Raw genomic sequence first — 15,040 nt, forward strand, 5'->3', positions numbered from 1 at the left:
CCCGAACGCCGGAAGGCCCGGCTCCCGCGATGTGCGGGGGCCGGGCCTTCCGGATCAGACCGGGCTGGCAGGACCTCAGATCTCGAAGGCCTCGCTCACCAGCGCCTGCTGCTCCGTCTGGTGCCGCTTGTTCGACCCCACCGCGGGCGAGGACGAGTGCGGACGCGACACGCGGACCAGCCGCTCGGCCGCCGGGACGTCGGCGCCGACCGACAGCTCCAGGTGGTCGATCAGGTTGAGGGCCATGAACGGCCAGCCGCCCTGGTTGGCCGGTTCCTCCTGCGCCCAGACGAACTTCTCGACGCCCGAGTACTTGGCGATCTCGGCCTGGACCTCGGCGCCCGGCAGCGGGTAGAGCCGCTCCAGCCGGATGATGGCCGTGTCCTTCGCACCGCGCTTCTCGCGCTCCGCCTCCAGGTCGTAGTAGACCTTGCCGGAGCAGAAGATCACCTTGCGGACGCCCGCCGGGTCCACCGTCTCGTCGCCGATGACGGGGCGGAAGGCGCCGGAGGTGAACTCCTCGGTCTTCGAGGCCGCGGCCTTCAGTCGCAGCATCGACTTCGGGGTGAAGACGACCAGCGGCTTGTGGTGCGGGTTGTGGACCTGCCAGCGCAGCAGGTGGAAGTAGTTCGACGGCAGCGTCGGCATGGCGACCGTCATGTTGTTCTGCGCGCACAGCTGGAGGAAGCGCTCGATGCGGGCGGAGGAGTGGTCCGGCCCCTGGCCCTCGTAGCCGTGCGGCAGCAGCAGCGTGACGCCGGAGGTCTGGCTCCACTTCTGCTCGGCGGACGAGATGAACTCGTCGACGATGGTCTGCGCGCCGTTGACGAAGTCGCCGAACTGCGCCTCCCACATGACCAGCGACTCCGGGCGGGCCAGCGAGTAGCCGTACTCGAAGCCCATCGCCGCGTACTCGCTGAGCAGCGAGTCGTAGACGTTGTAGCGGGCCTGGTCGTCGGAGAGGTAGAGCAGCGGGGTGAAGTCGTCGCCGGTCTCGCGGTCGACGAGCACCGCGTGGCGCTGGCCGAAGGTGCCGCGGCGGGAGTCCTGTCCGGCGAGCCGGACCGGGGTGCCCTCCATGAGCAGCGAGCCGATGGCGAGGGTCTCGCCCATGCCCCAGTCGATCGTGTCGTCCTCGATCATCGACGCGCGCCGCTGGAGCTGCGGGAGCAGCCGCGGGTGGACGGTGATCCGGTCGGGGACGTTGACCTGGGACTCGGCGATCCGCTTGACGACCTCCTGGGAGACCGCCGTGTTCACCGCGACCGGGAACTCCGGCTGCGGCTCGGAGACCTCGGGCTGGGCCGGGGCCGAGACCGCGTCGCGGACCTCGGTGAAGACCTTCTCCAGCTGGCCCTGGAAGTCCTGGAGCGCCTGCTCGGCCTCTTCCAGGGTGATGTCGCCGCGCCCGATCAGGGACTCGGTGTAGAGCTTGCGCACCGAGCGCTTCTTGTCGATCAGGTCGTACATCAGCGGCTGGGTGAAACCGGGGTTGTCGGTCTCGTTGTGGCCGCGGCGGCGGTAGCAGATGAGGTCGATGACCACGTCCTTGTTGAACGCCTGGCGGAACTCGAAGGCCAGCCGGGCGACGCGGACGACGGCCTCGGGGTCGTCGCCGTTGACGTGGAAGATCGGCGCCTCGATCATGCGCGCCACGTCGGTGGCGTACATCGAGGAGCGGGACGCGGCCGGGGCGGCGGTGAAGCCGACCTGGTTGTTGATGACGATGTGCACGGTGCCGCCGGTGCGGTAGCCGCGCAGCTGCGACATGTTCAGCGTCTCGGCGACCACGCCCTGACCGGCGAAGGCGGCGTCGCCGTGGAGGGCGACGGGCAGGACGGTGAAGTCCGTGCCGGCCTTGCCGATGATGTCCTGCTTGGCGCGGGCGACGCCCTCCAGGACCGGGTCCACCGCCTCCAGGTGGGAGGGGTTGGCGGTCAGCGAGACCTGGATCTGCTCGCCGTCGAGGCCGGTGAAGGTGCCCTCGGCGCCCAGGTGGTACTTGACGTCGCCGGAGCCGTGCATCGACTTCGGGTCGAGGTTGCCCTCGAACTCGCGGAAGATCTGCGCGTACGACTTGCCGACGATGTTGGCGAGGACGTTGAGGCGGCCGCGGTGGGCCATGCCGATGACGACCTCGTCCAGGCGCGACTCGGCGGCCGCGTCCAGCACCGCGTCCAGCAGCGGGATGACGGACTCGCCGCCCTCCAGGGAGAACCGCTTCTGGCCGACGTACTTCGTCTGGAGGAAGGTCTCGAACGCCTCGGCCGCGTTGAGCCGCCGCAGGATGCGCAGCTGCTCCTCGCGCTCCGGCTTGTCGTGGCTGCGCTCGACGCGGTCCTGGATCCACTTGCGCTGCTTCGGGTCCTGGATGTGCATGAACTCGATGCCGGTGGTGCGGCAGTACGAGTCGCGCAGCACGCCCAGGATGTCGCGCAGCTTCATCATGGACTTGCCCGCGAAGCCGCCGACCGCGAACTCGCGCTCCAGGTCCCACAGGGTGAGCCCGTGCTCGATGATGTCGAGGTCGGGGTGCTTGCGCTGGCGGTACTCCAGCGGGTCGGTGTCGGCCATGACGTGGCCGCGGACCCGGTAGGCGTGGATCAGGTCGAAGACCCGGGCCGCCTTGGTGACGTCGTCGTCGTGGCTGACGTCGATGTCCTTGAGCCAGCGGACCGGCTCGTAGGGGATGCGCAGCGCCTTGAAGATCTCGTCGTAGAAGTCGTTCTCGCCGAGCAGCAGCTGGTTCATGATCCGCAGGAACTCGCCGGAGGCGGCGCCCTGGATCACCCGGTGGTCATAGGTGCTGGTCAGCGTCATGACCTTGGAGACGCCCAGCTTGTTCAGGGTGTCCTGGGAGGTGCCCTGGAACTCGGCCGGGTACTCCATCGCGCCGACGCCCACGATCAGGCCCTGACCGGGCATCAGCCGCGGCACGGAGTGCACGGTGCCGATGCCGCCGGGGTTGGTGAGGGAGGCGGTGACGCCGGTGAAGTCCTCCATCGTCAGCTTGTTCGCGCGGGCGCGGCGGACGATGTCCTCGTAGGCCTGCCAGAACTCGAAGAAGTTCAGCGTCTCGGCCTTCTTGATCGCCGCGACGACGAGCTGGCGGTCGCCGTTGGGCTTGACCAGGTCGATGGCGAGGCCGAGGTTGATGTGCTCCGGCTTGACCAGGGTCGGCTTGCCGTCCTTCTCGGTGAACGAGTAGTTCATCGAGGGCATCGCCTTCAGCGCCTGCACCATGGCGTAGCCGATGAGGTGCGTGAAGGACACCTTGCCGCCGCGGGCGCGCTTGAGGTGGTTGTTGATGACGATGCGCTGGTCGAACAGCAGCTTGACCGGGACCGCGCGGACCGAGGTGGCCGTCGGCAGCTCCAGCGACGCGTTCATGTTCTTCGCGACGGCGGCGGACGGGCCGCGCAGCGTGACCAGCTCGGGACCGGCGGCCGGCTCGGCCTTCGCCGGCTTGGCGGCGGCCGTGGGCTCGGCGGGGGTCGGCTTGGCCGGCGCGGGCTTGGCCGGGGCCGGAGCCTTCGCCGCGGGGGCCGCGGCGGGCTTCGCGGGCGCCGGGGCAGCGGCGGCGGGCTTGGCGTCCGCGGGCTTGGCGGCCGGGGCCGCGTCCGCGGGCTTGGCCGGGGCCGGGGCCTTCGCGGCGGGTGCCGGGGCAGCGCCTCCGGTCACTCCCTGTGGTGGCGCGGCCACCGCGGAACCGGTGTCCTGGCCCGGCTTGTAGTCGGCGAAGAAGTCCCACCAGGCTCGGTCGACCGAGTTCGGGTCCTGGAGGTACTGCTGGTAGATCTCGTCGACGAGCCACTCATTGGGGCCGAAGGCAGCGGCAGGGCTACTTCCCTGCCCGTCCTGCTCGTCGGTCGAGACGCTCGAGGTGTTGGGGGACTGTGGCGACACGGCGGTAACCGCCCTCTTCCGCTTCACAAGGTGGTGGACAGCGGGAATAAAGGCTACGCCTCTTGACCCCTTACGTGCAGGCCGCACTGGTCATCGTCGTCTATGTCACACTCATCGGCGGGTTTCAGCGCATGGCGTGGCGGGAAACACACGTGGTTCCGCTGTAACCGTCCAGCATGTGGGAACGCAAAAGTGCACCCACACCGCTCAGATGTGCGCTTCCAACACCGACTTTACGTCAATTTTGATCTCTGGACGTCCCCCGGAAGGGTGACTTTGATTCGGCAGCCCCGAGGGGATTCAGCCACCCCGATGCGTCCGCCGTGCAGATCGACCGCCCAGCGCGCGATGGCCAGCCCCAGACCGGTCCCCCCGTCGCTGCCCTGACCGGGCCGCGGACGGGCGCCGGACGCCGGGCCCGCCGGGTTCGGCGAGAGGCTGCCCCGGTTGAAGCGTTCGAACACCCGGTGCCGCTCCGCCTCCGGGATGCCCGGGCCCTCGTCCTGCACCTCCAGCTCCAGGCTCCCCGGCTCCTCACCGCACCGCGCCCGCACGCTGACCCGGCCGTGCGCCGGGCTGTGCTTCATCGCGTTGTCGATCAGGTTGGCCATGACCTGGTGCAGCCGCTCGGCGTCCGCGTACGCGGTCAGCTCCGGCGGCGAGACGTCGAGGTCGAGGTGGACGTCCTTACGGGTGTGCTTGCCCGAGCCCGCGTCGGCGCCCTTGGCCATGCTGGCCTCCTTGAGGATTCCGGCCAGATACGGCCAGACCTCGAAGGTGCGCGCGTGCAGCGGCACCACCCCGTTGTCCAGCCGCGACAGATCCAGCAGCTGCTCGACCAGCCGCCCCAGCCGCTCGGTCTGGCGCAGCGCGACCCGCATCGTCTCCGGGTCCGCCTCCGAAACCCCGTCCACGACGTTCTCCAGCACCGCGCGCAGCGCCGCGATCGGCGTGCGCAGCTCGTGCGAGACGTTGGCGACCAGCTCCTTGCGGTGGGTGTCCACCGCCTCCAGGTCGGCGGCCATCCGATTGAACGAACTGGCCAGGTCGCCGAACTCGTCCCGGCGCTGGGCCGCCCGCACCCGCTGGGTGTAGTCGCCGTGCGCCATCGCCTTGGTGACCAGCGTCATCTCGTCCAGCGGGGCGGTCAGCCCGTGCGCCACGAACTGGGTGATCAGCAGCGAGGCAATGATCGAGAAGACCGTGATCACGCGCAGCTCGGTGTCCGAGTGCATGGCCGCGAACACCAGCAGCGTCGTGATGATGACCGACCCGATGACCAGCGCGCCCAGCGCCGCCTTGACCGAGCGGTACGGGTCGAACGGCCGCAGCGCCTTCCAGATCCGGCTCCACGTGCTGCGGATCCGCTCGCTCCTGGGCAGGCTCCGGACCCGCCGGACGTGCCGGCCCAGAGCCCACGGAGTCCCGGGAGGCTTCCTCATGCCGCGGGCGTCTCCAGGGCGTAGCCGACGCCGTGCACCGTACGGATCCGTTCCGCGCCGATCTTCCGGCGCAGCGCCTTGATGTGGCTGTCCACGGTCCTGGTGCCGGAGGCGTCCGCCCAGTCCCACACCTCGGCCAGCAGCTGCTCCCGCGAGAGCACCGCGCGCGGGCTGTTCGCCAGGCAGACCAGCAGGTCGAACTCGGTCGGCGTCAGATGGACGTCCGAGCCGCGCACCCGCACCCGGCGCTGGGCGTGGTCGATCTCCAGCTCGCCCAGCCGCAGAATCCCGCTGCGCGGGGTGTTCGCGGCCAGCGCCGCCCGTTCGACCCGGCGCAGCAGCACGTGCACCCGGGCCGCCACCTCGCGCATCGAGAACGGCTTGGTCATGTAGTCGTCGGCGCCGACCCCGAGACCCACCAGCATGTCGGTCTCGTCGTCCCGCGCGGTCAGCATCAGGACCGGCACCGGCCGCCGCGCCTGCACCCGGCGGCAGACCTCCAGGCCGTCGAAGCCCGGCAGCATCACGTCGAGGACGAGCAGATCGGGCTGCCACGCCTCGGCCGTGTCCACGGCCGCCGGACCGTCCGCGGCCGTCTGTACCTGAAATCCTTCGGCCCGCAAGCGGGCCGCGATGGCGTCCACTATGGTCGGGTCATCCTCGACGACGAGGATCCGGCGTTGTGCGCCCGGGGTGGTCGTGGCGCCCCCGTTGTGGCCGTTGTGCATTTGCTCCATACGCCCGCCCCTGCGTCGTTCCCGTGAATCCGCGGCCGCCTACCGTCACACGTGTGTCGAAAACCACTGCTCCGCGCCTGGTCATTGCTCGGCCACTTTTCGTAGGCAAGCAAGCGTAAGGGCAGCCTACGCGGCTCGGCTACGCGCCTCGAATCCCGAGATGCACCACGTCGGGAACACCCCGGGCAACGGCGATCTCTTCCGTACGCACTCCCGTGAACCCGGCATTCCGGAGAGCCTGCTCGAATGCGGGCGACGGCTGGGCCGACCAGACGGCCAGCACTCCGCCGGGGGTGAGACGGGCCGCGCAGGCGGCGAGCCCGGCGGGGGAGTACAGCCCGCCGTTGTCCTCGGTGACGGTCCAGTCGGGTCCGTTGTCGATGTCCAGACACAGCGCGTCGTAGGGCTCCGCGCCCTCTCCGGCCTCGCTCAGATGGGCGACCAGCTCGGCGTGGACGATCTCCGCGCGCGGGTCGGCCAGCGCCTCGCCGGACACCGCCGCCAGCGGCCCGTCCCGATGCCAGTCGATCACCGCCGCCTCCCGCTCGACCACCGCGATCCGCCCCCACCGCGGCTCGGACACCGCCTCGACCAGCGAAAACCCGACGCCGAGGCCGCCGATGAGCAGCGCGGGGGAGGGGCGCCCGTCCGGCAGCGCGCCGAGCGCGGCGCGGATGAGCAGGCGCTCGGAGCGGCCGTCGGAGGTGTCCATGAGGAAGCACCCATTGGCGATGATCTCGAAGACGGCACCGTCGCCGCGGCCGCCGTCCCCGCCGCCCTCTCCTCGCCGCCGCAGCACCACCTCGCCGTACGGGCCCTCCCGGCGGTCGACGGTGACCGGCCGGTCGTCGGCGATGTCGTACGGCGACTGCATGGGGCGGGTCCTCCCGGGCTTCCTCGGGTGAGCTGACGGTCTCATCCTCGCGCCGCGGCGACCCGCCGGTCCAACCGATAGATGGGGCGCATATGTGGCTGCCCTCACATGGCGGGACCGGTGAGATGACTCACGGATCGGTGGTTGTTGAGCGTTCTGCGTGGATATACGCCGCGTACGCGCGCGACGAGGGAAGGGGGCCCGTGGTGACGGCATCGGCGGAACGGCCCGGTGTGCCCTCCGTCCCGGCCCGCCGCCCCCGCACACCCGGGTGGACCCGGCTCCGGAACGTGCTGCCCACCCCCACCGGGACGCCGTTCTCCCTCTCCTACTCCCTGATCCTCCTCGGCACCGGCCTCTACGCCCGCCTCGGCGACCCCCGCACCGTCCACGACCTGCTCACCGTCTCCAGCACCGATGTGTCCAACCTGTCCCAGCGGCCGCTGCTGACCCTGCTGGCCAGTGCGCTGTGGGTGGTCGGCGGCATCACCTCGCCGTATCTCGTCGTCTTCCTCCTCGTGCTCGGCGCGCTGGAGCGCCGCGTCGGCGGGCTGCGCACGGCCGGGGTGTTCCTGCTCGGCCACGTCCTCGCCACGCTGCTCACCGAGATCCCGGTCGCCGCGTCCGTCGCCGTCGGCCACCTCCCGGACAGCTCGCTGCGCCGCCTCGACTACGGCGTCAGCTACGGCCTGATCGCCTGCGCCGGAGCCCTCGCCGGGCTGCTGCCGCCCCGCCCGCGCTGGGCGCTGACCGGCGGGATCGGCGCGGCGCTGATCGCCGGAAGCCTGGTGCACTTCGACCCGCTCACCGACTGGGGCCACGCCCTCGCCCTGCTGATCGGCGTCGCGTGCTGGCGTTACGTCCGCGGGGTCGCTCGGTAAGCGATCGCTCACAGCGAACACGGCCTCGGGAACACCAGGAGCCTCACATGCATTGAGTCTGCATAGCTCAACTTGCCTGCCGAAGGGGAGATCATGGCTTCGCTGTCCACACCGCTCACCCTGCCCGTGCTGCCTCTCGACGACGAGGTCGTCCTGCCCGGCATGGTGGTGCCACTGGACCTTTCCGATACCGACGTACGCGCCGCGGTGGAGGCCGCGCAGGCCGCCGCCCGGTCCGACGGCGGGAAACCACGGGTGCTGCTGGTGCCGCGTATCGACGGGACGTACGCGGGCATCGGCACGCTCGGCACCGTCGAGCAGGTGGGCCGGCTGTCCGACGGGGATCCCGGGGCGCTCATCCGCGGGGTGCGGCGCGTGCGGGTCGGGGCCGGGACCACCGGGCCCGGGGCCGCGCTGTGGATCGAGGGCACCGCGGTCGAGGAGATCGTGCCCGACCCGCTGCCCGGTGCCGTCACCGAGCTGATGAAGGAGTACAAGGCGCTGGCCACCAGCTGGCTGCGCAAGCGCGGCGCCTGGCAGGTCGTGGACCGGGTGCAGCAGATCGACGACGTCTCGCAGCTCGCCGACAACTCCGGATACTCGCCGTTCCTCAGCGTCGCCCAGCGCGTGGAGCTGCTGGAGACCGCCGACCCGGTGGCCCGGCTCAAGCTGGCCGTGACCTGGCTGAGCGACCACATGGCCGAGCAGGACGTGGCCGAGTCGATCGCCAAGGACGTCCAGGAGGGCGTCGACAAGCAGCAGCGCGAGTTCCTGCTGCGGCGGCAGATGGAGGCCGTGCGCAAGGAGCTGGCCGAGCTGAACGGCGATCCGGAGGACGAGTCCGACGACTACCGGGCCCGGGTCGAGGCGGCCGACCTGCCCGAGAAGGTGCGCGAGGCGGCGCTGAAGGAGGTCGACAAGCTGGAGCGGGCCAGCGACCAGAGCCCCGAGGGCAGCTGGATCCGCACCTGGCTGGACACCGTCCTGGAGCTGCCGTGGAACGAGCGCACCGAGGACGCGTACGACATCCCGGGCGCCCAGGCGGTGCTCGACGCCGACCACGCGGGCCTGAAGGACGTGAAGGAGCGGATCACCGAGTACCTGGCGGTGCGCAAGCGCCGCGCCGACCGCGGCCTCGGGGTCGTGGGCGGGCGGCGCGGCGGGGCCGTGCTGGCGCTCGTCGGCCCGCCCGGCGTCGGGAAGACCAGCCTCGGCGAGAGCGTGGCCCGCGCGATGGGGCGGAAGTTCGTCCGGGTCGCGCTCGGCGGCGTCCGCGACGAGGCGGAGATCCGCGGCCACCGGCGTACGTACGTGGGCGCGCTGCCCGGCCGGGTCGTCCGGGCCATCAAGGAGGCGGGCTCGATGAACCCGGTGGTCCTCCTGGACGAGATCGACAAGGTCGGATCCGACTTCCGCGGCGACCCCGCCGCGGCCCTGCTGGAGGTCCTGGACCCGGCGCAGAACCACACCTTCCGTGACCACTACCTGGAGGTCGAACTCGACCTGTCCGACGTGGTCTTCCTGGCCACGGCCAACGTCCTGGAGGCCATCCCGGAGGCCCTGCTGGACCGCATGGAGCTGGTGCGCCTGGACGGCTACACCGAGGACGAGAAGGTCACCATCGCCCGCGACCACCTGCTGCCCCGGCAGCTGGAGCGCGCCGGTCTGGAGCCGGGCGAGGTCGACGTGGCGGACGAGGCGCTGCGCAAGCTGGCCGGGGAGTACACCCGCGAGGCGGGCGTACGGACCCTGGAGCGCTCGATCGCGCGGCTGCTGCGCAAGGTGGCGGCCCAGCACGAGCTGGGTGAGCGTGAACTGCCCTTCAGCGTCGGCGTGGAGGAGCTGCGCCCGCTGATCGGGCGGCCGCACCACACCCCCGAGTCGGCGCAGGACCCGGCCGAGCGCCGCACCTCCGTGCCGGGCGTGGCGACCGGGCTCGCGGTCACGGGCGCGGGCGGCGACGTGCTGTACGTGGAGGCGTCGCTCGCGGACGCCGAGACGGGCGGCGCGGGGCTGGCCCTGACCGGCCAGCTGGGCGACGTCATGAAGGAGTCCGCCCAGATCGCCCTGTCCTTCCTGCGTTCCCACGGCGCGGAGCTGGAGCTGCCGGTCGCCGACCTGAAGGAACGCGGCATCCACCTCCACGTACCGGCGGGCGCGGTGCCCAAGGACGGCCCGAGCGCGGGCATCACCATGACCACCGCCCTGGCCTCGCTGCTCTCGGGCCGCCGGGTGCGGCCGGACGTGGCGATGACGGGCGAGGTCTCGCTGACCGGGCGGGTGCTGCCGATCGGCGGCGTCAAGCAGAAGCTGCTGGCGGCGCACCGGGCCGGGGTGACCACCGTGATCATCCCCAAGCGGAACGAGCCGGATCTGGACGATGTGCCCGCCGAGGTCCTGGAGAAGCTCGACGTCCACCCGGTCTCGGACGTCCGCCAGGTCCTGGAGCTGGCCCTCCAGCCCGCCTCGGCGAGTGCCCCGGAGGTCCCGGTGGCGGCGTAGCGGCGCAGCGGCGCAGGCCGTCGTTGACAGTCAGACAGGTCTGTCTGGTAGCTTGAGCTGGCAACCAGACAGACCTGTCTGTTCAGTCATTGCTTCTCGCGGAGGAAAGCCGTGCGCACTCTCGTCGTCCTCGCCCACCCCGACCTCGCCGCCTCACGCGTCAACGCCGCCCTCGCCGAGGCCGCGCGTCCGGTGGACGGCGTCACGCTGCACGACCTGTACGCCACCTACCCGGACCTGGTCATCGACGTCGAGCGCGAGCAGCGGCTGCTGCTGGAGCACGACCGGATCGTGCTCCAGTTCCCCTTCTACTGGTACTCGGCGCCGCCGCTGCTGAAGAAGTGGCTGGACGAGGTGTTCCTGCGCGGCTTCGCGTACGGCTCGCAGGGCACCGCGCTGCGCGGCAAGGCGCTGCTCGTCGCCACCACGGCGGGTGCCTCGGAGGAGATGTACCGGCCCGAGGGGTTCAACCGCTTCACGGCCGCCGAACTGCTCAAGCCCTTCGACGCGACCGCCAACATCACCGGCATGCGCTACGAGGAGCCCTTCGTCGTCCACGGCACGCACGGGCTGGACGGCGCGGCGCTCGCCGCGCACCAGGAGCACTACCGCGCGCTGCTGGCGTCCGGGGCGCCGCGCGAGCGGGAGCTCGCCGCCGCGTAACGCCCGTACGGAGTAACGCCCGTACGAACGGAAGGGCCCGGCCGCCTCGCGCGCGGCCGGGCCCTTCGTCGTATCCGCGGGTGCTAGACGCGCGCCGGGCACGCCTCCGCGATCAGCGTCCGCGCCGCCTCCCGCGCCGCGTCCGCGAACTCCGGCCGGGGCTCCAGCGCCGCCGCGGCCATCGCGCCGTCGATGAGGAGCGAGATCCGCAGGGCGAGCTGCGCGGGGTCGGCGGCCCCGGCCGCCCGGGCCAGCTCGGTCAGCCAGGCCCGTACGGCGCGCTTGTGCTCGGCGGTCGCCGCGTGCGCTTCGCTGCCCGGCTCCGTCTCGCCCGCGGTCCGCACGAACGCGCAGCCGCGGAAGCCGTCCCGCAGGGTCGCCGCGCCCAGCGCGTCGAAGAGGCCGGTGAGCTGGTCGCGCGGATCGGGTCCGGCCGCCTCGGCGGCCTCGGTCAGCGCGCCGCGCCAGTGGGTGTCCGACTGCCGCAGATAGGCCAGGACGAGGTCGTCCTTGCAGCGGAAGTGGGCGTACAGCGTCGCCTTGGCCACGCCCGACTCGGCGATGATCCGGTCCACTCCGACGCCCCGCACGCCGTGCGCGCTGAACAGCTCCATGGCGGTGCGCAGGATCCGTGTCCGGGCGGAGGGCCGGGCGCTGCTCATGGTGACGCTCCTCGGGGTGGGGCCGGGGCGGCCGGGGGGAACGGCCGATGCCCTCCAGCGTACAGACAGACCTGTCCGTGCACTGGAGGGCGAGGAGCGCCGTGGGTGTGGGGGGTTGGTCCGGCGCGTCTCGGACTCAGAGGTGACCTCAGCCGTTGGCGAGCGCCTTCAGCCGGTCGATCGCGCCGTTGAACAGGTTGTGGTCGCCGACCGTCGGGCCGGAGGAGGTGTACTGCCAGATGGTGTGGAAGCCCCAGCCCGCCGGAAGCTCACCGACGGAAGAGCCGTAGCGCGGGATCCACAGCGGGTTGACGCCGCCGAAGGCGCTGGAGTTGCCGGTGCAGCTCTTCCACCAGCTGGTGGAGGTGTAGATCACCGGGTCGCGGCCGGTGCGCGACTTGTAGGTGCTGGTGAAGTCCTTGATCCAGCTGACCATCGCGCTGGCGCTCTTGCCGTAACAGGTGGCGCCGTAGGGGTTGTACTCCATGTCCAGCGCGCCCGGCAGCGTCTTGCCGTCCTTGCTCCAGCCGCCGCCGTGGTCGACGAAGTAGTTGGCCTGGGCGGCGCCGGAGGAGTTGTCCGGCAGTGCGAAGTGGTACGCGCCGCGGATCATGCCCACGTCGTACGAGCCGTTGTACTGCTGGGCGAAGTACGGGTTGGTGTAGCTGGTGCCCTCGGTCGCCTTCACGTAGGCGAACTTGACCCCGCTGCTCCAGAGGGTCGACCAGGCGACGTTGCCCTGGTGGCTGCTGACGTCCACGCCTTCGACGGTGGCGAGGGGATCGGCCGGTGACGGCGGTTCGCCGGTCGTGGAGCCGCCCTCGTGTTTGAGTATCTGTGAACCCGCCCAGTCGTCCTCGGGGTGCGGGATGGCCTTCGTGCCGCCGTCCGCGGTCGGTGCGTCGGTCGGGGCGTCATCGGCGAACGCGGGGCCGGACAGCGCGAAGGACGCGGTGAGGAGGGCGGAAAGGAGGGCGGCGAGCAGGCCGATCAGCGCGCCGGGGGTGCGCCGGGTCGGGCCGGGTCTCTGGACGGGCATGGCGTGCCTCCGAAGCCTCGGTGGGGGGAGCGGGGAAGACATGCGGTTGGTATGGCCATGTCATAAGTGACGCTACGGGCGTAGATAGCGACGGGGAAGGGTCGGAGCGGGCTGCCGTTGGTCTAATCCTGCGAAATACTGATGGAGCTGCGGTAACAGCCGTGCGTGCAAGAAACTTTCACGATGTGAAAACCCGGAGAGGGCTCTGACGTGCACAACAACGGGGCAACGCCCCCCGAGGAGGGTGAGGGCGGCACCGTGGGCGGAATTGGTGTGGACCATGCGTTCCTGGCGCTGGAGCGCGAATTGGCGGTCTTCCTCCGCCGCGCCCGCGCCTCCTCGGGCGAATTGGCCCGCGAGGTCCACCCCGACCTGGAATCCGCCGCGTACGGGCTGCTCATGCGCCTGGAGGACGCGGGGGAGCAGCGTGCGACGGACCTCGCGGCCTACATCGGTGTGGGCAAGGCGACGATGAGCCGTCAGCTGCGCGCGTTGGAGGGGCTCGGGCTGGTGACCCGGGCGCCCGACCCGGCGGACGGCCGGGCCTTCCTGGTGCAGCTGACGGACGAGGGCCGGGCCCGCTTCCGACGGGTCCGGGGCGCCCGGCGCGCACGGTACGCCCGCCGGCTCGCCGCCTGGGAGCGCAGCGAGGTCGCCGAACTCGCGCGGCTGCTGCACCGGTTGAACAGTACGCAGGAAGCCGACGAGCCCGGGCAGGCGGCCCGCGCGGAGCGGGACCAGTAGGGCGCTCATGTACGTCAGGATCGGCGAGCCGCGCCGATCCGGCGACGTGGGTGTGGCGACTGCGGTACCCGCCCCCTGAAGAAGGCGGCACCCGGCGCCCGCTGACGGCCCGGCGAGGGCGGGCCGTCGCCCCGAGCGAGGCCGCTCGGGCCCGTCGCGGGCGGACGCCCGCGACGCGGTGGGACGGCCGCCGCGATAACGGTCGCCGCGGCTCGGCGGGGCTGCCCCTCATGGGTGCGGCGCCCAGGCCGACGGGCCGGGCGCCGCGAGTGCGGTCGTCCGCGGGACCGGCGGGCGGGCCGTCGCGCGAGCGCGGCGCCGCGAGGTGCCGTGCCAGGCATCGGGGGCCCGGCGTGACCGGCAAGACGCCCCCTACGGCTCGACGAGGACGGCCGCCGCGTCGTCGTGGGCCTTGCCCCGCGGGAAGGCCGCCCGGTCCGGGTCGGCCTGCTCCGCCGCCCGCACCCGGTCGATCAGCGCCTGCGGGCCCTCCTTGCGCAGCAGCCCGAGGCAGGCGGCCCAGTCGCCCTCGCGGAACACCTCGACCCAGCGCGACGCCCCGTCGGTGAGGGCCGCCAGCGTCCGTACCTCCGTGCGCGGCAGGCTGCCGGTGACCGCCTTGGCGGCCACCGCCGGATCGGCCGCCGCGGTGAAGAAGCCGCCCTCGACGTTGCGCAGCGGGCCCACCCGCCGCCCCTCGGCGCGCAGCCGGTCGATGCGGTCGTCGAGCACGGCCGTCACTGCGCCCCCGGTCCGCTCGATGAGCAGGACGGAGTCGGAAAGCACCAGGTACTCGATCCGGTCCGCGTCCCAGCGCGCCGCGACCACGGTCGCCTGAGGGGTGAGGGGGTGAGAAAGGTCACAAGTTGAACTATGTGCCTCGGCGGTGCGCGCGATCGCGTACGCGAGGCAGTCGGCGAGCGACGCCTCCCGCCGTGAACCGGTCAGTTCCAGCAGCGCGCCGCCGAGCCGGGTGGTGTACCAGGGCACGCCGTGGGCGCATCCGGCGTCGCCCTCGGGCGGGGTCACCCCGTCCAGCACCACGAGCGCGCCGCCGTGTCCCGACGCGGGCAGGGCCACGGACGCGTAGTCCTCGTTGGGGCGCCGCGGATCGCCGGGGGCGGTCGCGAGTTCGATGCGCATGCCGTCAGTCTGCCGGACGGCCACCGGTAGCCCCCGTTCCGGGGCGCGCCCGGCGAAGAAGGGCAGGGGGATGCGCATCCTGCCAGGACGGACAAGCGTTTTCCAGCCCGGGAAATTCGCCCGCCGGGTATGGTCCGTGACGAAAGTTGGTGCTCAACTACGCAATGCGGTTCACTCGTTCGGGTGGGTCGGGTGGGTGATGCGTATCCGCCCCGAAGCCGTCCCTGCAAGGGTCGGAATCCCCACCAGAGGTGGGGAATCACAAGAGTTGATCCGTCGTCACCTCTGAACCACAGCGGTCTGGAACCACAGCGGTCGGGCGAGAAAAGATGGTGAGCACCGGTGCGGAAGAAGCGGCTTCGGGGCACCAAGCGCGAGCACATCAGTGAGCCCCGCGATCAGCACGAGCAGGGGTCTGCCGAAGGGACCCCTCCGGCGGCCGGGTCC

At 71.6% G+C, this 15,040-nt stretch carries 11 protein-coding genes; 4 read left to right on the forward strand and 7 right to left on the reverse strand.

All coding sequences use genetic code 11. The features are described from left to right. Positions 1–75 precede the first annotated feature (75 nt). The 4 genes from HYQ63_RS28510 to HYQ63_RS28525 all read right to left on the reverse strand — a co-directional run bounded on the left by HYQ63_RS28510 (position 76) and on the right by HYQ63_RS28525 (position 6,959). Positions 76–3,906, reverse strand: coding sequence for a multifunctional oxoglutarate decarboxylase/oxoglutarate dehydrogenase thiamine pyrophosphate-binding subunit/dihydrolipoyllysine-residue succinyltransferase subunit (locus tag HYQ63_RS28510; RefSeq protein ID WP_179936728.1), 3,831 nt, complete (start codon positions 3,904–3,906; stop codon positions 76–78). A gap of 233 nt (positions 3,907–4,139) precedes the next feature. Further along, entirely contained in the window at positions 4,140–5,348 is a 1,209-nt protein-coding gene (locus tag HYQ63_RS28515; RefSeq protein ID WP_257232218.1) for a cell wall metabolism sensor histidine kinase WalK, read from the reverse strand. Further along, complete coding sequence (locus HYQ63_RS28520; RefSeq protein WP_009715109.1) at positions 5,345–6,085, reverse strand: response regulator transcription factor; 741 nt, start codon at positions 6,083–6,085, stop codon at positions 5,345–5,347. The genes HYQ63_RS28515 and HYQ63_RS28520 overlap by 4 nt, the downstream gene beginning before the upstream one ends. 139 nt (positions 6,086–6,224) lie before the next feature. Next, complete coding sequence (locus HYQ63_RS28525; RefSeq protein ID WP_179936729.1) at positions 6,225–6,959, reverse strand: spermidine synthase; 735 nt, start codon at positions 6,957–6,959, stop codon at positions 6,225–6,227. Between the two features lie 203 nt (positions 6,960–7,162). On the opposite strand from HYQ63_RS28525, the gene HYQ63_RS28530 reads away from it, so the two are divergent. From HYQ63_RS28530 to HYQ63_RS28540, 3 genes are all read left to right on the forward strand, one after another. Beyond that, a complete protein-coding gene (locus HYQ63_RS28530; protein WP_257232219.1) occupies positions 7,163–7,840 on the forward strand; it encodes a rhomboid-like protein in 678 nt (225 codons plus the stop codon). Positions 7,841–7,933: 93 nt separating this feature from the next. Next, positions 7,934–10,342, forward strand: a complete 2,409-nt coding sequence (gene lon / locus HYQ63_RS28535) for an endopeptidase La (RefSeq protein ID WP_179936731.1) — start codon at positions 7,934–7,936, stop codon at positions 10,340–10,342. Positions 10,343–10,453: 111 nt separating this feature from the next. Beyond that, positions 10,454–11,005, forward strand: coding sequence for an NAD(P)H-dependent oxidoreductase (locus HYQ63_RS28540; protein WP_257232220.1), 552 nt, complete (start codon positions 10,454–10,456; stop codon positions 11,003–11,005). Positions 11,006–11,088: 83 nt separating this feature from the next. Here HYQ63_RS28540 and HYQ63_RS28545 read toward each other — a convergent pair whose 3' ends face one another. Both HYQ63_RS28545 and HYQ63_RS28550 read right to left on the reverse strand, forming a co-directional pair. Continuing rightward, positions 11,089–11,667 (reverse strand): TetR/AcrR family transcriptional regulator, encoded by a 579-nt coding sequence (locus HYQ63_RS28545; RefSeq protein WP_179936732.1) that lies wholly within the window; start codon positions 11,665–11,667, stop codon positions 11,089–11,091. Positions 11,668–11,815: 148 nt separating this feature from the next. Continuing rightward, on the reverse strand, positions 11,816–12,706 hold the full coding sequence (locus HYQ63_RS28550; protein ID WP_179936733.1) for a lysozyme: 891 nt from the start codon (positions 12,704–12,706) through the stop codon (positions 11,816–11,818). A gap of 210 nt (positions 12,707–12,916) precedes the next feature. On the opposite strand from HYQ63_RS28550, the gene HYQ63_RS28555 reads away from it, so the two are divergent. After that, positions 12,917–13,450, forward strand: a complete 534-nt coding sequence (locus HYQ63_RS28555) for a MarR family winged helix-turn-helix transcriptional regulator (RefSeq protein WP_373689152.1) — start codon at positions 12,917–12,919, stop codon at positions 13,448–13,450. A gap of 372 nt (positions 13,451–13,822) precedes the next feature. Here HYQ63_RS28555 and HYQ63_RS28560 read toward each other — a convergent pair whose 3' ends face one another. Next, the gene (locus HYQ63_RS28560) at positions 13,823–14,593 is read right to left on the reverse strand and encodes a protein phosphatase 2C domain-containing protein (RefSeq protein WP_179936734.1); all 771 of its coding nucleotides are present in this window, start codon (positions 14,591–14,593) and stop codon (positions 13,823–13,825) included. Between the last annotated feature and the right edge of the window lie 447 nt (positions 14,594–15,040).

The sequence above is a fragment of the Streptomyces sp. Rer75 genome (assembly GCF_013414305.1).
Classification (GTDB): Bacteria; Actinomycetota; Actinomycetes; order Streptomycetales; family Streptomycetaceae; genus Streptomyces; species Streptomyces himastatinicus.